Here is an 18,323-nt window from a genome sequence, read left to right on the forward strand (position 1 = left end):
GATGGAAAGCTCAGGTTTTCTGTGTTATACAGAAGTGAGACAGACAAGCGTACGCTTCGGCATAGATGAAGGGAGAGCGTGTTTGGATGTGGAACTACAGCCCAATTCATGTTATAATTTGCTGTAATGCTCTTTGATGTATGAAGCGTGGAATTCACGCGTACCAAGGATGAAATAACTAATTTTTATTAATAGAGGCTGTAAGGAGTGACCGAAGGAAATGGCTAAAGACTCAAAAAAGGATTACTCCCAATATTTTGATTTCTCCGATGCCAAAGTAATTTCGCAAGATGAATTCAGCAAAAAGATAAGAATCAGGGGCCGTGAGATTAACATCAAGTCGGAACCCAATCATCGCCAGGAGAAACAGCGGGGTAAGGAAGACGTTCAGGTGCATTATCAAGATGCTGTACCCGATGAACTGAAAAACATGGGAAAAGGCAAACACTATATTGTATATACGTATGGATGCCAGATGAACGAGCATGATTCGGAGACCATCAAAGGACTCCTGGAATCAATGGGGTATCAGGCTACTGAGGATCGCAAAGAGGCAGATATCATTCTGTTGAACACGTGTGCAATTCGTGAAAATGCGGAAGATAAAGTGTTTGGTGAACTAGGCCATCTGAAGACACTAAAAACCGAACGTCCGGGCTTGTTGCTGGGTGTATGCGGTTGTATGTCTCAGGAAGAAGGCGTTGTAAACCGGATTATGCAGAAGCATGGTTTTGTGGATATGATCTTTGGTACACATAACGTACACCGGTTGCCACATCTGATCCAGGAAGCGTTGTTCAGCAAAGAAATGGTTGTTGAGGTGTGGTCCAAGGAAGGCGACATCATTGAGAATTTGCCCAAGAAACGTGAGGGTATGCGCGGTTGGGTGAATATTATGTATGGTTGCGACAAGTTCTGTACATATTGCATCGTTCCGTTCACACGGGGTAAAGAGCGCAGCCGTCGTCCAGAAGATGTGATTGCTGAAGTGCGGGAACTGGCACGGCAAGGATTTAAGGAAATTACATTGCTTGGTCAGAACGTGAATGCTTACGGCAAGGATTTCACAGAGAGGGCTTACAGTTTCGGTGACTTGATGGATGATATTCGCAAAATCGATATTCCACGCGTTCGGTTTACAACTAGCCATCCACGTGACTTCGATGATCATCTGATTGAGGTATTGGCTAAAGGCGGAAACCTGGTGGAGCACATTCATCTTCCAGTTCAGTCCGGAAGCTCAGAAGTACTGAAACGTATGAGTCGCAAGTATAGCCGGGAACACTACCTGAAGCTGGCTGACAAAATAAAAACCGCCATCCCGGATGTAGTGCTGACCACCGACATTATCGTGGGTTTCCCGGGTGAAACAGATGAGCAGTTTGAAGATACACTTTCACTGGTCAAGGAAGTCGGGTATGACTTTGCTTATACGTTCATCTACTCTCCGCGTGAAGGTACACCTGCTGCTGTCATGGAGGACAACGTGCCGATGGAAGTGAAGAAGGAACGTCTGAAACGCCTGAACGAAACGATCAACGCTTACAGCCAGAGAAGTAATGAGAAGCAGCGCGGCAAGGTTGTTGAGGTGCTCGTTGAAGGTGAAAGCAAACGGAATTCCAACGTTCTGGCAGGACGCACACGCAGCAACAAGCTGGTGCATTTTGAAGGTTCTAAAGACCTTATCGGTACTTTTGTACATGTGGAGATCACCGATCCGATGACTTTTTATATTTCAGGCCATCTGCTCCCAGAGCCGGTAGCCTCTAATCAGTAATACACAAACCCAATAAGATGGATTTGGATTTTTAGATATCAGGGTTTGGATGATGTAAAGCGAACGTAGCGAAGGAGACGGAATCGATTCTGTAGAAGCGATAGCGTTCGCCTTTGTCTCCGAATTTTAACCTTGAACAATTTCAATCAGGAAAATTTGGAGACAACAGCGATCGAAAGAACGATCCGTAACCGTAGCGGTCATGGAGCCGTCGTCCAGCTGGAACATCATTCATCCAATCCATCTTATATCATCTCATAGAATGGAGCGATTTCGAGTGGCGCAGGAAGAAGTGCAGTACAACCAATATGGAATGCCTACCTACGATACGCGCAATCTGGTCATACGCGACGACATTATGGGAAAAGCCAAAGAGTTGGCTGATATGCTCGGAACGAGTGAGGAAGTTAAACAGTTCCAACAGGCAGAATCCAAAATTCGTGATCATGAACGCATACAGCAATTGATTGCAACGATCAAGAAGAAACAAAAAGAAATTGTTGCTTTTGAAAGCTTCAACAATACAGAGATGGTCAGCAAGATTGAACAGGAAATTGAGGATTTGCAAGATGAGATGGACAGTATTCCATTGGTTACGGAATTCCAGCAAAGTCAAAGTGATATCAATTATCTGCTTCAGCTTGTCATCTCCGTAATCCGGGATACCGTCTCCGAGAAAGTGAACGTGGAGGCAGGCACGGATTCACCTCCGACTAGCTGCGGTTAAATGAACGGAAGGGTGCGGACGCAGTCCGCGCCTTTTTTGACATGACAACGTGAGGATGGTTTAATCCGGATGAGGCGCTCTACCTACGGAATAAAGCTAGCAAGGTGAGCTCCACGTTGTGGGGTTATTTTGTGTAGCAGACAGTTCATGACAACTTCACTGGATAAGACCTGATCCGTAAGAGCAGGCTTAATATAACGGAGCATTCACAACAGCACTAGGAAGGCAAAGTGCTGGAAGAGAATATTCACAGTTATATAAATTGAACTAAACACTCTTTAGTTCAATTTATATAGAACACATCATGGGCTTTTACACATAAAGTGCAATAAAGGGGAAATCAATAATGGGTATTTTAGAGAAAATGGTGGAAGAAGGAAACGGACGATTCTGGGGATTCCTGGGTTGTCGATATATCAAAGGAGACGGAAAAGAAGTGCAGATCGCGCTGACAGCGGGTGAACATCATACTAACTCCATGGGCATTATTCATGGGGGTGTACTGACATCCCTGATGGATCAGGCGATGGGAATGGTAGCAACAGCTGCAATGGAAGTCGACGGCTGTGTGACGACCAATCTAAATGTACATTTTCTGGCACCCATGAAACAAGGGGAATTAATGGTGACGTCGACAGTAATGCACCAGGCTGGACGCAGCGTAACAACTCAATCCGAGGTCCGTGATGCATCAGGAACGCTGGGGTGTATGGCAACTGCAACATTCCGCATAGCTCGGACAAGAACACCAAGCACAGAATCCTAAGGTTGACAAACGATATTATTATGTCATAATGAAATTATCAAAATGAAAATAGTCGGTGGTGCCCATGAGCGAAAACTACGAACACGTCAATGCTGAGAGCGATGAAGAGGCAGCTCGTGCCTACAGTTCCAAGAAATATCGTACCCCCGATGGTGTTCCTGCGGATATCGTTTTGTTCACCTTGACCAAACGGGAGCGCAAGACAGTAACGAAGACACTTCCCATCCGTGAGCTGAAAGTAATGCTGATCAAGCGTAAAGGTTGGCCTTTTGCGGGAAGATGGGCGTTACCGGGTGGATTTTGTCAGGAGAATGAATCCATCTATGGTGCTGCGAAGCGCGAGTTGATGGAAGAGACAGGTGTGGACGGTGGACATCTGGAGTACTTGAATGTATATAGTCAGCCTGGGCGTGACCCTAGGGGATGGATTATCTCTCATGCGTTTTTTGCGCTGGTAGAGGAATGGATGCTGGAACACCGTCAAGCGGCGGATGATGCTGAGGATGTTGGATTGTTTACGATTCAGGAAGCATTGCAAGAGCTTGAACTGGCTTTTGATCACCGGACGATTATTGAGGATGCTTATCGGCGCATTCAGCAGCAGATGCTGGAAACGACAATTGCACGACAGTTCCTGCCGCGTGATTTTACACTAAGTGAGTTGTACCAGGTTATACAGAGTGTTGTGCCTGATTTTGAAGAGCCGAACTTCATTCGGAAGATCACATCAACTCGTAGCCGCAAAGGCATAGTGGAAGAAGTGCGAGATGAAGAGGGCAACCTGCTCAGCTCCAATCAGTACTCACAGCGTCCAGCACAGCTCTACCGTTTCACAGAACTTGTGCCCCGCCTTTCCATCTATACGTAATTCGTAAGTGAATCACCATGGATTGAATCAGGATCAACCTATTCTCAAAGGGGAGTGTGGACGATGAAAGCATTGATTGTAATCGATTTTACACGTGATTTTGTGACAGGTTCATTGCCTGTAGGCCAGCCTGCGGTTGAGATTGAGGAGACGGTAGCAGCGATAACCGAAGCTTATTGTAATAACAAGCATGAAGTAATCATGGCTGTAGATCTACATGAAGAGAATGATCCGTATCACCCGGAGACCGTACTGTTTCCGCCCCATAACATCAGGGATACGGAGGGTAGACAGCTATATGGTCGTCTGGCCGAGGTCATGGATGAACGGGAAACCCAGATCCGGTGGATGGATAAAACAAGATACAGCGCATTCTGCGGTACAGATCTGGAACTCCGGTTACGTGAACGGGGAATTACAGATATTGCACTGATCGGTGTATGTACGGATATTTGCGTATTGCATACGGCAGTGGATGCTTATAATAAAGGTTTTCACATTACGGTATATGAAGATGCTGTAGCCAGCTTTAATCAAGCGGGACATGATTGGGCGCTTGGACATTTTCGTTCCAGCCTGGGGGCTCAGGTGATCAAAGCGAGTGATACCGTGCTCGCAGGGTTGTAAGTGTGACCCTGTATCCTATAGCCATATGTAGCCGAGCGAGTGTTATATGGATGCGGAATCTGGTGAATAGGAATAAACCGGAGACTTGTTTATTGTACGATTGATTCGAATCATGAAGAATGAGTTTCCATATGTTGACCCGTGTCTGCAGGCATAGCCTGCTGGCACAAGCGGAAGTCAGAGAGGATGAGACAAATGCAGACGACTAGCCTGGCTTTACATACGGATAAATATCAGATCAATATGATGTACGCCCATTGGGTGAATGGAACTCACAAACGGAAAGCGGTGTTTGAAGCCTATTTCCGCAAGCTCCCTTTTGGTAACGGTTATGCCGTTTTTGCCGGATTGGAACGGATTGTGAATTATATCAGCCAGCTTCGATTCACGATGGAAGACATCAAATTTTTATCCAAACAAGAGGAAAATTATGATCCGGTCTTTCTGGAAGAATTGCTCCAGTTTTCATTTCAGGGGACAATTCATTCCATGAAGGAAGGAGAAATCGTTTTCCCTGACGAACCGCTCATTCGGGTAGAAGGCTCCATTATGGAGACACAACTGGTGGAGACGGCGATACTTAACTTTATGAATTATCAGACGTTAATTGCAACAAAGGCATCACGGATCAAACAAGTGGCGAACCAAGACATCTTGCTCGAATTTGGAACACGACGGGCACAGGAAGCGGATGCGGCCATTTGGGGCGCTCGTGCCTCGTATGTAGCAGGATTTCATGCGACGTCCAACATGCTGGCTGGAGAGCGCTTCGGGATTCCAACAGCGGGTACGCATGCACATTCATGGGTGCAGAGTTTTATGACAGAGCAGGAGGCGTTTGACGTCTATGCCAAAGTGCTGCCTGATCAGGTGACCCTGTTGGTGGATACCTTCGATACGTTGAACAGTGGTGTGCCGCATGCGATCAAGACAGCCAAGAAGCTGGAAAGCCAGGGTAAAAAGATGAAAGCGATTCGTCTGGATAGCGGTGACCTTGCGTATCTATCCATTCAAGCCCGGCAGATGCTGGATGACGCTGGACTGGATTACGTTAAGATTGTAGCTTCTAACGACCTGGATGAAAATACGATTTTCAACCTTAAGGCGCAAGGCGCCCGTATTGATACATGGGGAGTGGGTACACAGCTGATTACCGCTTCTGACCAGCCTTCCTTGGGTGGGGTATACAAATTGGTGGAGCGTGAAGTGGATGGCGCCATGCTGCCTACGATCAAAATTTCCGCCAATCCCGAAAAGGTTTCGACACCTGGGAAAAAGGAAGTGTTCCGGATCATTGATCCGAAACATGGTAAAGCTATAGCCGATTATATCTGTTACCCTGGGGAAGAGCAGCCGCTACAGGGCGGACCGCTCAAGCTGTTCAACCCGCTACACCCATATCTGAAGAAGACCGTAACCCGCTACGAAGCGGTAAACATGCTGGAGCCGATCTTTGTGAATGGACGCAAAGTGTATGAGCTGCCTACGTTGGATGAGATTCGTGCATATCATCGGGAGCAGTTGGGTCTATTCTGGCCAGAATACCAGCGGAAGCTCAATCCGGAGATCTACCGTGTGAACATAAGCCCGGCAGCCTGGAATATGAAGCAGAAATTAATCGCTGAGCATGTGCAATCCACGGAAGAATAATGAACCCAAAAAGGTATAACCGGAAGAAGATGCCGGGTTATGCCTTTTTGGGTTTTTGGGGTCTGGTTCATTGTGTTACGAATGATTAAGGAAGTAACCCTGTGTGAAACCTCATGGACAGACAGCCCATGAACCGCGTTATACTAACCTTTATCAGTCGAATGTCACAAGGAAATGAAGTCATTATTTCTCGGGAAAGCGCAGGAGACGCCAAATCCTGCACCTTTCCGAGCTTTCCTTTCGACATGAGCAATGCTGTATGTTTCAATTGCATATCAGCCGGGGATGAAAGAAGGAGGAGATGCAACCATGAGATGGAAGCGTTCAGGACTTCTTCCTTTGTACATATGATGCCGATCGATTACATTGTGTTGACATTAAATTTCAGATGAGGAGAGGATATCGAATGGAAACAACTTTTCCCGCATATGTCGTGCGTAAAGAGGAACAGGGTGGCTTAAAGGCTGCTATGGAGCAGCTGAAGAAAGAGGATTTGCCTAACGGCGATGTAACCCTCCAAGTCCAATATTCAAGTGTCAATTATAAAGACGGACTCGCCACAACAGAAAAGGGCGGAGTGGTTCGCGAATATCCCATCGTACCAGGGATCGATCTTGCAGGGATCGTAGAGGAATCGGTGAGCGGTCGATTTGCACCAGGTGATCGAGTGATCAGCACAGGTTTCGAACCTGGCGTATCTCATTTTGGCGGATATAGTCAGTACGCACGTTTGCGCAGCGAATGGCTCGTTCCTCTTCCCAAGGGACTTAGTGAGAAGCAAGCGATGGCGATCGGAACCGCAGGGTTCACAGCAGCACTTTCTGTAGATGCTATACTGCGAGCTGGAGTGACTCCGGAGATGGGGAAGATACTGGTGACGGGAGCAACCGGAGGTGTAGGCAGTATGGCGGTAGCTATTCTGGCGAAGCTGGGCTTTGAAGTGACGGCCAGTACAGGTAAGAAGGCTCAACAGGAACAGCTGCTTCGTGATCTGGGTGCTTCTCATGTCATTTCGCGCGAAGAGGCGGACGCACCAGCCAAAGGAGCAATGGGCAAACAGCTCTGGGCAGGTGTCGTTGATCCTGCAGCAGGTCCGGCACTGGCGGAACGACTGAAACAAATTCAATACGGAGGCGCTGTAGCCGTATCGGGATTGACTGGCGGGACTGCGTTTGAATCCACCGTGTTTCCGTTTATTTTGCGGGGGATTCAATTGATCGGCATTGATTCTGTCTATTGTCCTATGGAACGGCGGGAACGGATCTGGAAGCTGCTTGGAGGGGAATGGAAGCCGGATCGTGCGCTGGAACTGGGGATTCGGGAAATCTCCTGGGCACAGCTGCCACAGACGCTGGAAACGATTCTGCAGGGTGGCGCTGTAGGTCGGACGGTAGTTAACACGATGTCTGAGGCGCCTGCCGAATAAGATTCTTTTCTCTTAGACATGCTAACTCTACCTGATTGCGTCACAACGTATGTGGCGGGAAAGGAAGGGTTGAGAATGCGTGTTGGCGGAAAAGAGTTGTATCGGAGATCTGGACGAATCAAGTGGGCACTTGTAAGTGGGTTCATCATACTAGCGGCGTGGTCCCTGGTGGCTTGTTCAGCATCGTCTATTGAGCAGGAGCGGAAGGTATATACCCGACAAGCCACGGATGAAGGAAATGTACGGGCACAGAGTCAGGGCCACGGGTTAAACGGTACGTTCATTAAAGAGCTTAGTAAGAGTTTCGCCGCTAAGGACATCCAATTGATGAACAACATGTCCGCAGATGACGGTGAGGGCGGAATTTCTTATATGTACCTGTTGAATGGGAGTGGCAGGCATATCGTGAAAGTCCACATTTTCAGTGATGCGCGCACTCGAGCTGCCCGAATGAAACAAATGTATAATGATGATAACGATGAGGCTGTATTGGAGAATGTGCTTGGCAAAACAACGATTCGCAGTAAAGCATATGTTTCCCTGGTCTATACGGCTTCCGGTGGAGAAAAAGACGATTATGAACAGGACGTCATGCAGGTGTTCCAGCATGTGCTGGAGCAATTAAAGTAATGGCGGCATGTAGTAGCCAGCTGTCGTTTCTCCTGGGATAAAAGGAACCTATGGCTACGAAACGTTCTTGTCGTATTGCTTAAAATAAAACCCGAAAAACCCGTCTGAATATCAGACGGGTTTATATATTTCGCGCATGACATGCCGCAGCTCAGGCAAAATGAGTTTTTCCATTGCCAGCTTAACAGCTCCTTTGGAGCCTGGCATGGAGAATACGGCTGTGCGCCCAATCGTTCCAGCTACCGCTCGGCTAAGAATGGCCGCTGAACCGATATCCTCGGTATAACTGAGGAAGCGGAAGATTTCACCGAAGCCTGGCAGCTCCTTGTCGAGTAGTGAAGACACTGCTTCATATGTTGTATCTCGTGGTGCAATCCCGGTCCCTCCACTGAGCAGCACGGCTTCAATATCGTCACGAACTGCTGCATCCTGAAGTATGCTTCGAATGGTTTCCGTTTCGTCCGGTGTAATGATATATTCGACGATCTGGTAACCTGATTCAGTCAGTAGCTGATGCATAAGCTGTCCGCTTGTATCCGTGTCCTTGGTGCGGGTATCCGATACCGTTACAATCATGCAAGATACCGTGTCGGGGGCTTCCTGACGATGTTGTTCCACTGAACTGGTCATATCTAACATCCTCCTCCATCAACATGTCCTCATAGCATAGACTATTCAGTAGTTTGAGGCAACGAAGGTTGAACGAGAAGGCAAGGATTGCGAAAAGAATGCAGGATAGTGTACACTCGCTAGGATAGAGATAGACCAGATCCATTGGATAAACAGAGAGGTGAACAGTAATGAATGAACTAAAATTAAATGAATCATCCATACCTGTATACATATTGTCAGGCTTTTTGGGAAGTGGCAAAACCACTCTGCTTGTTCAACTGATTGAACATTGGCAACAAAGTGGTCTCAGGCCCGCAGTGGTCATGAATGAGTTGGGTGACGTCAATTTGGATGGCCAGATTGTCGATTCTACCGTTCCGATGACGGAAATGTTAGGTGGATGCATCTGCTGCACCGTGCGTGGTGATTTGGGGCTTCAGCTTGCCGAGCTTGTGCAGGAGGAGGCGCCTGATGTCATTATCATCGAAGCAACCGGAGCCGCGAACCCGATGGAAATTCTGGATGCTGTAACGGAAACTTCACTCTATATGCGACTGGAGCTGAAAAGTCTCATTACCGTCGTGGATGCGGCGCACCTGTCCGGGCTGTACCAGGAGCAAAAGGGACAGACGTTCAAGTTGATGCAGGAACAGATTCGCTGTGCGTCTGTACTTCTTCTGAACAAAACGGATCGGGTGAATGAACAGGAACTTACTGATCTGAAGGACCTGCTCGCGCGCTGGAATGGCTTCGCACCTGTCATACCTGCAGTGAAGTGCAAAGTCGCTATGGATCTGCTGCTTCATAGCGGAGACAATGTTCATGCCTATCAATCAATAGATGAAGCGAGTAAGCATGCAGAGCAGGAACATCACGTTCATTCCGAAGCATGTGCAGAGCATGGATGCAGTCATGGTCAGGAAGACCCTGAGCAAGGGCATCATGATCACACCCATTCCCATGCTTCTCATGAACATGTTATGGTGTATACGCATTATTTCACCCAGCCGGTGAACAGCGAGGCCTTTGAACGTTTGATATCTGAATTGCCACGGGACGTGTATCGGGCGAAGGGTATCTTGTCATTTAGTGATACAGCCAGTCGGTTCTGGTTCCAGTATGCCTACCGCGAATCGGATTACATGAAGATCACACCTCAGGGAGATGTGCCAAACGTCGCTGTATTTATAGGTGAACATTTTGATCGAAATGTCATTCGTAGCCAACTGCTGGAATTGGAAGCGATAAATGAGGCTCCATGATTCAAGGTTCCTCCAGACTGGGTATTAAGAAGCATAGCAAACTTTGCCTGGGAGGTAACTTTAAATGACACAACAACAATACCAACAATGTATCGATGCTTGCCTGGAGTGTATGAATGCTTGCAACGTATGTTACATATCGAGTCTAAAGGAATATGAACTGGCGATGTTGCGTGATTGCATTCGTTTGAATCGGGAATGTGCAGAGATTTGCAGTTTTGCTGCTCAAGCCATGACACGCGGAAGTGATTTCATCGCGGAAATTTGCGAATTGTGTGTAAAAGCTTGTGAGGCTTGTGCCGCAGAGTGTGGCAAACACCACCATGATCACTGCCAAGCCTGCGCAGAAGCTTGCCGCAAATGTGCAGACGCTTGCCGTACAATGGCAGCCGTAGCGTAAATATTAACTCTTTCAATTAAAATAAAATCAAAAAGGATATGGGCGGGATCCCCTCATGGTAGACAACGAAGATAGGACATCTGACACGATGTGCTTAAGCGTTGTCTTCCAGAGGGGACTCTTTATGGTTTCGGTAATGTTCATGTTCTTTCATACAAAATTGCGTTGTACACTATAAAGAATGCTCCGCTGCCAATTGCATGTCACAGGTTGCCAAACCAGATCATGATATGTATAATGATGGCAATGAATTGAAACGATGAATATCCGTGATCGGGAGAGTAGCCAGATTCAACCATGACAGCGAGCCGGAGCAGGTGGAAGCCGGTATGGCATGATCTGAGTGAACCGCACCCGTGAGATGGTTGTCCGAAGAAATGTATGCATCCGATAGAGGGGGTGTAGCACATTGGCCTGAGGGCAGTCCGGTAGGCGACCGTTATTCGCATGGAGCGGAGCAGGTTCTTATTGTATGTGTGGATGTACATCGGGAGCAACCTGTTCACTTAGAGTGGTACCGCGGGAACTGTAAAGATCAGCTCTCGTCTCTTATATAGAGATGAGAGCTTTTTTGTATTTCATTTTGCCCAAAATAATGATGAGAAGGAGTGTATGACATGTTGATGAAGCAAGCTGCGATACACATTGCCCCATTAGCTGGTTTGGAAGAAGCAGAGGTATTGAGATTGCTGGAAGTACCGCCACAAGCGGAGCTGGGAGATGCGGCCTTTCCCTGTTTTATTTTGGCTAAATCATTGAAAAAAGCACCAGCGGTTATTGCGGTAGATATTGCGTCTGGATTGCAGGCGGCAGGGCTGGAGGCTTCTCCGGCAGGGCCCTATGTGAATATACGTTTCAATCGGGAAGAGTTGGCACCGAACCTGCTTGAAGAACTGGGTCGTACAGCATTTGGCAAGTTGCAGCTGGGGGCAGGTGCACGCGTCGTGATTGACATGTCGTCTCCCAACATTGCCAAGCCATTCGGCATCGGACATCTGCGTTCGACTGTAATTGGTGCAGCGTTGTATCGTTTATATAACGAAGCGGGTTATACCTCGGTGAGTGTGAATCATCTGGGAGACTGGGGCACCCAATTCGGGAAGCAGATCGCAGCGTACAAACGGTGGGGCAATGAAGAAGCATTGCAGGCAGAGCCGATCCGTACGTCTCTGGAACTGTATGTGCGTTTCCATGATGAGGCGGAGAATGATCCGTCCTTGGAGATGGAGGCGCGCGACTGGTTCCGCAAACTGGAGCAAGGCGATGAGGAGGCGCAGCGGCTATGGGCGTTCTTTGTTGAAGTGAGCATGAAGGAATTCGATCGGATGTATGAACGTTTGAATGTACAGTTTGACCATACACTAGGTGAGAGCTTCTACAACGACAAGATGGGGGCGGTGGTTGAAGAACTCAAGTCCCGAGGTTTACTGGAAGAGAGCGATGGAGCACTCGTGGTACGCCTGGAGGATGAGAATATGCCACCGTGTCTGATTATCAAAAAAGACGGAACAACCATCTACCCTACACGGGATCTGGCAACAGCGGTCTATCGTCATGATGTGATGAAGGCAGATAAGATGTTATACGTGGTCGGGGGTGAACAGAAACTTCATTTCCGTCAGGTATTTGCGGTATTATCCCGGATGGGCTATGTGTGGTCTGCGAATTGTGAGCATATTCCGTTTGGCTTGATGCGTTTTGAGGGCCGGAAAATGTCCACCCGTCGTGGTAAAGTTGTCTTTTTGCAGGAGGTGCTGGATGAGGCAGTCGCTCGTGCCTTACAGATTATTCAGGAGAAAAATCCGAAGCTTGCAAATGCTCAGGACGTGGCTGAAGCCGTTGGTGTGGGTGCCATTATATTCGGGGATCTGCGTAACAATCGGCTGAACGATGTGGATTTCTCTCTTGAGGATGCCGTGAGTTTTGAAGGGGAGACCGGACCGTATGTGCAGTATACCCATGCCCGGATTAAAAGTGTACTTGCCAAGGCGGAAGAAACGGCGATTGTGGAAAATGACAACAATACTTCCCCTGTCAATCGTATAGAGGGCGTGACTAACACCGGGACCATTCCAGCGAGCATCGGTGACACTTCTTGGACACTGCTGAAACTGCTTGTGGATTATCCTGAGTATCTGGAAAAAGCAGTTCATCGCAATGAGCCTTCGGTCATTGCCAAATATGCGATCGATGTTGCTCAAGCGTTCAACCGCTTCTATCACGCAGAACGGATTGCAGACGCGCCATCTGAAGTCAGATCCTTCCGGGTGGCATTGGCCGAGCGTACAGCCGAGCGTCTGGCCTACAGCTTATATTTACTTGGGGTTCAAGCTCCGGAACGGATGTGATTCCAGTGGCAGGGAATGCACGCGGACTCTTGTGCTGGAAATCGCAGCAAGCTGCTCCAGACTCAAAAGGTCGAGGTACATTGCTCCAACAGGTGAGCAAACGACTCGGAAATGTTCAGGTGCTGAATCAAATCAATCTTGAAGTGGGTCAGGGGGAGTGTGCTGTGCTTATTGGCAGAAACGGCTCTGGCAAAAGCACCTTGTTACGCATATTGGCTGGCATCCTGCTGCCTGATACAGGTACTGTCCATCGAACGATTAAAGGTTCTGAAATGTATGCACTAGATGGATTACCTCGTCTTCCTTTCACGTCTGCGGAGTATTTGTGGGATATGGGGCGGATTCGAGGTGTCCGCCCTAAGGTACTGCGTCAACGGATTAGCGAACTGAGTGAACTATTGTTCCTCGGTACAGCGATAGACCAGAAGTTACCTCTATTGTCCAAGGGAACTCTACAGAAAGTAAATTTGATTCAGGCCTTGTTGCCTGGACCAGGGGGGCTTTTGCTGCTGGACGAACCCTTATCCGGTTTGGATGTTCCGGCCCAAGAGTCAATCGTATCCTTACTCAGAAAATGGAAATATGAAGGTGCATCCATCGTTACAGTTTGCCATGAACCACTGCTGATTGAACGGTTGGCTGATCAGGTCATTGTGTTGCAGAAGGGAAAAGTATTCCGCCACTGGAGTCGTGAGGATTTGCAACAAGTTGGCGAACCCGTTGTAAGTATTCAAAGTCTAAAGGACTCAAACGATCCCAACCAATCGTTGTTGAACTTGAAAGTAGCGAGACGTTCTGTAGACGGAATCATCCGCATGATTCTAGAGGCTGGAGGTTCAATTGTGTCTGTACAGCAGGAGAAAAGTCAATTACATATGGAAAGTCTGCTGGAAGGACATCACCCGGCTGAAACTTCATTTCATGAACAGGTCACAGAATCTGTAGTCCCAAGATCTGTCATAGATGCTGCTGGGGGAGATGCTCCATGATCCATCTGACACGATATTTGTTAAGGCACCACATCCGTTCACAAAAATATTTTGCACCGGTTATCTTATATATCATCACTATGCTACTGATCTATTCTTACAAACCTAATCCTATTGCGGACAGTTACAGTGTCACGGCCATGCTGATTTTTTTTGGTGCCGCCTGGCTGGGATTGATGGTGATGAATACGGAACCTGCGGGGCAGTATCAATTGCTCATTCTTCACGCAGGAAGCAGGCGTAAGGTTGTAATGGGCCAGTTAATCTGTGCATGGGTTACGCAATTAATGCTTATTGCAATTACGGTTATGTACCCGGTGTTTACGGGGATGTTCGACAGACAGCCCACGGGTGAGGAGTGGATCATGGCATGGTTGGGGCATCTGGCGTTATCACTGCTGGGACTGGGAATTAGCGTTTTCTTTCAAAAATCATACATACCCTTGCTTAGCCGTAGTATGCCAGCCTTAATTGTTGTGTTGTTATTATCGTTTGTCCAAGGTTCATTAATTGAACGGTTGCCTGAATCGCTGCAATGGCTTGGTCGCATTCTGCCCCCGGCATTTTATCTGGTTCGTGAAATGATGTTATTTGAAGATTTAAAGATAGATTCCCTTTTTTTGATTACGTTGTGGGCTGTAATCTATGCATGGGTGTTACTAATTCTTCATCTCTGGCTCTCTGGAAGAAGAGATTTGCGGAGTTAGGAGTCGTACATTTCCACAACTTGAATGTTGCTCTTTGTTTGGTTACGATAGAGGGACGTTAAATGGAGAGCATTGTACGGAGATAAAGGAGGCGCTCGCCTATGCAAAATACAGACATGCAGAATGGTGACATGCTGGATAGCGAACACTCCAGGGAATTGTTTGCATATTACGGATTGGCTGTGTACTATGGTCAGGCGCTTGAACAGCAGCTGGTCAATCTAATTTTATTAATGAAGATGTCTCAAGGCAAGGCGGTATCCGAAGAAGATTTGGAGAATTTGTACGAACGAAAAATGAGCAGTTCACTTGGACAACTGATTCACGAGGTTCGCCATCATTTTACTTTCTCGGAGGAAGAGACTCGCCAATTAAATGAATTATGGAAACAGCGCAATAGCATTGTACATCATTATTTCAAGGAACGAATCCATGAAACATTCAGTCCGGAAGGACGATCACGCATGATTAAGGAATTAGAGGATTTCAAGGACCGCGCACAGGAGTTGGAGCTTAGTCTCCAGCATTATACGGGCGCATGGATTGCAGAGCTTGGTCTGGATGCTGAATCAGCAGCAGCTTTGCAAACGTTGGAGCGAATGCATGCCGAGAGTATGCAAGCCCGGGCTTTGGAAGAGGATGAATGAGCGCCAAATGAAAACGAAAACGAAAACGAAAACGAAACGCTGGATTATACTCACCGTAATATCCCTATTAATAGTTGGGATTGTATGGGCTTTGGTTACGGCAGGCCTCATATCAGCATATACGGATGAGGAATCATCAAGAGTATCTGACGCAGCGATCATTCTGGGTGCAGCTGTGGAAGGGGATAACCCATCTCCGGTTTTTCGCGAGCGTATCGAACATGCCATATTGTTATATCGTCAGGGTACAATACGCAATCTGCTCTTTACAGGTGGCACTGGAAGGGATGGAGAACGGCCGGAAGCTGAAGTTGGACGGGATTATGCCATTGCACATGCTGTAGATCCGGGAGATATTCGTATAGAGACAGAGTCCCGGATTACGGAGGAGAATCTGGTCAATTCACTCAAGGTTGGTAAGGAGGCTGGTTATCGAACGTATACCATTGTGAGTGATCCATTACATATGAAGCGGGCCATGAAACTGGCTGATGGACTTGGTATGGATGCTGTTCCATCCCCAACACGAACGACGGCTTATCAAACCTGGCGAAGCAAGTTTCCTTTTCTCGCAAGAGAGACGGTACTGTACATGGGATATACGGTTAAAGGATGGGTAGGCAATCCGCAGCAGCCATGAGGCGTAGTGCGGATTGCCTTTTTTTAATTGCCGCTACACCTGAACCTAACTTCTATTCAAAATAAAAAACCGATCCACATCGCAGACCATAAGGCTACGAGGTAGATCGGTTTGATGTTCATTTTTCATTTCATGCATTCCACTTACTTTTTAAGCATTTCCACCGGCAAAGGAGGAGGAGGTCCGTATGGCTTCACCCAATGGGCTATCGCCAGTCGTGGCTTCAGCAGCTTGAGCACCTTGTTGCAGCTGATACATCTTGTAATAACGCCCTTTGAGTTCCATCAGTTCATCATGTGCACCTTGTTCAACAATTCGACCACGATGCAGGACCAGGATCTGGTCTGCTGAACGAATAGTAGAGAGACGGTGAGCGATGATGAAGGTGGTACGTCCTTTTTTGAGGACTTCAAGCGCATTCTGAATCAGTGCTTCCGTTTCTGTATCGATGTTAGCAGTGGCTTCATCGAGAATCAGGATCGCGGGATCATACGCGAGTGCGCGAGCGAAGGAGATTAACTGCCGTTGTCCGGCAGACAACGTACTTCCTTTTTCGATGACAGGTTCGTCAAATCCTTGCGGTAGATGAGCGAGAATCCGTTCAGCACCTACGTCACGCAGTGCCTGTTCAATCCGTGCACGGGAGATCTTTTTATCACCGAGACTGACATTGGAGGCAATGGTACCCGTGAACAAATACGGGTCCTGCAATACGATCCCCATATGCTCTCGAATCCACTGTTTGGGCAGATCCTTGACGTTCTGACCGTCGATCGTAATCTTGCCTTTTTGCGGATCGTAGAACCGGAATAGCAGGTTGATGATCGAGCTTTTACCGGAACCAGTATGACCGACCAGGGCGACCGTCTGACCCTGTGAGGCTTTGAACGAGATATTGTTCAGCACATAATCTTTTTTATAAGCAAACGATACATCGTCAAATACGACGTTCCCCTTGTATCTCGGCATCGAGCCATCCGTTACCGGTTCACCTTGTTCATCCATCAGTTCAAAGACACGTCCGGCTGATACGAGAGAGGAATCCAGGTTCGCCAGCTGATTCACCATGCCAGTAATCGGCTGGAACAAACGGCCAAGCACGTCAACAAAAGCATACAGAACTCCCAAGGAGATTATGCTGGTGCCGTCAAGTACACTGGACCCGAAGTACCACAGGACAACCGCAAAAGCGATATTCCGCAATACGTTAACGAGGTTGTGTGAGGTGAAGGCATTGAGGTTCAGCATTTTGTTCTGGTGTTTCATATAATCGTCGTTCAGATCCTCGAATTCCTGCCGGGTCTGTTTCTGATGACGGAATACCCGGATAATGGACATCCCCTGAATGGATTCGTTAATGATCGCATTGATTTCACTGAGTCGTGAACGAATGATCGTATTGTAACGGGTAGCGAATTTGCGATAGAGCACAATCCACATTATCAGCATTGGCACAACGAACAGTGAGATTAGTCCGAGGCGGAAATCGAGCAGGAAGAGGGCGACATACACACCCGTAATCGTAATAATGCCTGAGAAAAAATTCGACAGAACCGCAACGAACAGATCCTTGACGGCTTCTGTATCATTCGTGACCCGAGAGACTACTTTACCCGCGGGCAGGTTGTCAAAAAAGTGTACAGGCAATCGCTGAATATGGGCATATACATCATTGCGCAGTCTTTGAATGACTTTGTTCGCAGACGATTGCAGCCAGTACGTTTTACCAAATTCCATAATGACGGAGATGACCAGAAAAATCATGTAATACACAATCAATTGATAGATGCTTGGCATTTCCGGTTTGTAAAAAGCAAAGAGTTCACCAGCGGATAAAGGCACCGCCGCATATTGGCCAGTCACTTCGCCTGCGCGTGTCACCGTTAGGGTTCCATCCGCATAAGATCGATCCCCGTCTGATGCAATCACGGCTTCATTCACAAAATAAAAACTTCTTCCGGCTTGCAGTACACGTACCTCGGTACCTTTCGATTCATCCGGTTCAAACAATCCTTCACGTTTGTAGTTCTTTCCATTGTAGACTGCTGCTTCATCCGAAGCTGTAGTCTCATAGAAAGGCTGTTCAATGGCGAGTAAATGATTGTCGATCATGGATTTGGCGATGAAAGGGCCCGCAAGCTCAGCGGCGACACCGATGGTAAGCATAATTAAAGCAGCAATAAAAGTACCTTTGGCTTTCAGGGCGTAATGAAGCAGCCGTTTGCCTGTATTAGACTTCAAAGCGTT

General features: G+C 47.6%; 17 protein-coding genes. 15 read left to right on the forward strand and 2 right to left on the reverse strand.

Annotated features, from left to right (window positions below; all coding sequences use genetic code 11):
- Positions 1–220 precede the first annotated feature (220 nt).
- From miaB to ACR32F_RS11980, 8 genes are all read left to right on the forward strand, one after another.
- The gene (gene miaB, locus ACR32F_RS11945; RefSeq protein ID WP_440118896.1) at positions 221–1,777 is read left to right on the forward strand and encodes a tRNA (N6-isopentenyl adenosine(37)-C2)-methylthiotransferase MiaB; all 1,557 of its coding nucleotides are present in this window, start codon (positions 221–223) and stop codon (positions 1,775–1,777) included.
- A 262-nt stretch (positions 1,778–2,039) separates the two neighbouring features.
- The gene (locus ACR32F_RS11950) at positions 2,040–2,504 is read left to right on the forward strand and encodes a RicAFT regulatory complex protein RicA family protein (protein ID WP_440118897.1); all 465 of its coding nucleotides are present in this window, start codon (positions 2,040–2,042) and stop codon (positions 2,502–2,504) included.
- Between the two features lie 346 nt (positions 2,505–2,850).
- The gene (locus ACR32F_RS11955) at positions 2,851–3,270 is read left to right on the forward strand and encodes a PaaI family thioesterase (RefSeq protein ID WP_440118898.1); all 420 of its coding nucleotides are present in this window, start codon (positions 2,851–2,853) and stop codon (positions 3,268–3,270) included.
- A 64-nt stretch (positions 3,271–3,334) separates the two neighbouring features.
- Complete coding sequence (locus tag ACR32F_RS11960) at positions 3,335–4,138, forward strand: NUDIX hydrolase (protein ID WP_440118899.1); 804 nt, start codon at positions 3,335–3,337, stop codon at positions 4,136–4,138.
- 63 nt (positions 4,139–4,201) lie between these two features.
- Positions 4,202–4,765, forward strand: a complete 564-nt coding sequence (locus ACR32F_RS11965; protein ID WP_440118900.1) for a cysteine hydrolase family protein — start codon at positions 4,202–4,204, stop codon at positions 4,763–4,765.
- 195 nt (positions 4,766–4,960) lie between these two features.
- Complete coding sequence (locus tag ACR32F_RS11970; RefSeq protein WP_440118901.1) at positions 4,961–6,415, forward strand: nicotinate phosphoribosyltransferase; 1,455 nt, start codon at positions 4,961–4,963, stop codon at positions 6,413–6,415.
- A 406-nt stretch (positions 6,416–6,821) separates the two neighbouring features.
- Positions 6,822–7,841, forward strand: a complete 1,020-nt coding sequence (locus ACR32F_RS11975) for an oxidoreductase (protein WP_440118902.1) — start codon at positions 6,822–6,824, stop codon at positions 7,839–7,841.
- A gap of 75 nt (positions 7,842–7,916) precedes the next feature.
- Positions 7,917–8,471 (forward strand): hypothetical protein, encoded by a 555-nt coding sequence (locus ACR32F_RS11980; RefSeq protein WP_440118903.1) that lies wholly within the window; start codon positions 7,917–7,919, stop codon positions 8,469–8,471.
- 111 nt (positions 8,472–8,582) lie between these two features.
- Here ACR32F_RS11980 and ACR32F_RS11985 read toward each other — a convergent pair whose 3' ends face one another.
- Positions 8,583–9,101, reverse strand: coding sequence for a MogA/MoaB family molybdenum cofactor biosynthesis protein (locus ACR32F_RS11985; protein ID WP_440118904.1), 519 nt, complete (start codon positions 9,099–9,101; stop codon positions 8,583–8,585).
- A gap of 170 nt (positions 9,102–9,271) precedes the next feature.
- On the opposite strand from ACR32F_RS11985, the gene ACR32F_RS11990 reads away from it, so the two are divergent.
- The 7 genes from ACR32F_RS11990 to ACR32F_RS12020 all read left to right on the forward strand — a co-directional run bounded on the left by ACR32F_RS11990 (position 9,272) and on the right by ACR32F_RS12020 (position 16,076).
- Complete coding sequence (locus tag ACR32F_RS11990; protein WP_440118905.1) at positions 9,272–10,345, forward strand: CobW family GTP-binding protein; 1,074 nt, start codon at positions 9,272–9,274, stop codon at positions 10,343–10,345.
- Positions 10,346–10,409: 64 nt separating this feature from the next.
- A complete protein-coding gene (locus ACR32F_RS11995) occupies positions 10,410–10,745 on the forward strand; it encodes a four-helix bundle copper-binding protein (protein WP_440118906.1) in 336 nt (111 codons plus the stop codon).
- Between the two features lie 617 nt (positions 10,746–11,362).
- Entirely contained in the window at positions 11,363–13,093 is a 1,731-nt protein-coding gene (argS, locus tag ACR32F_RS12000) for an arginine--tRNA ligase (RefSeq protein WP_440118907.1), read from the forward strand.
- Positions 13,094–13,098: 5 nt separating this feature from the next.
- Positions 13,099–14,082: an ATP-binding cassette domain-containing protein gene (locus ACR32F_RS12005; RefSeq protein WP_440118908.1), complete on the forward strand. Its 984-nt coding sequence runs from the start codon at positions 13,099–13,101 to the stop codon at positions 14,080–14,082.
- Entirely contained in the window at positions 14,079–14,789 is a 711-nt protein-coding gene (locus ACR32F_RS12010) for a hypothetical protein (RefSeq protein WP_440118909.1), read from the forward strand. Before ACR32F_RS12005 ends, ACR32F_RS12010 begins: the two co-directional genes overlap by 4 nt.
- Positions 14,790–14,890: 101 nt before the next feature.
- Positions 14,891–15,436, forward strand: a complete 546-nt coding sequence (locus tag ACR32F_RS12015; protein ID WP_440118910.1) for a hypothetical protein — start codon at positions 14,891–14,893, stop codon at positions 15,434–15,436.
- 7 nt (positions 15,437–15,443) lie between these two features.
- A complete protein-coding gene (locus ACR32F_RS12020; protein WP_440118911.1) occupies positions 15,444–16,076 on the forward strand; it encodes a YdcF family protein in 633 nt (210 codons plus the stop codon).
- Positions 16,077–16,226: 150 nt separating this feature from the next.
- On the opposite strand, the gene ACR32F_RS12025 is transcribed toward ACR32F_RS12020, so the two are convergent.
- A complete protein-coding gene (locus tag ACR32F_RS12025; protein ID WP_440118912.1) occupies positions 16,227–18,317 on the reverse strand; it encodes an ABC transporter ATP-binding protein in 2,091 nt (696 codons plus the stop codon).
- Between the last annotated feature and the right edge of the window lie 6 nt (positions 18,318–18,323).

Source organism: Paenibacillus hebaui, from assembly GCF_051934385.1.
Lineage (GTDB): Bacteria > Bacillota > Bacilli > Paenibacillales > Paenibacillaceae > Paenibacillus.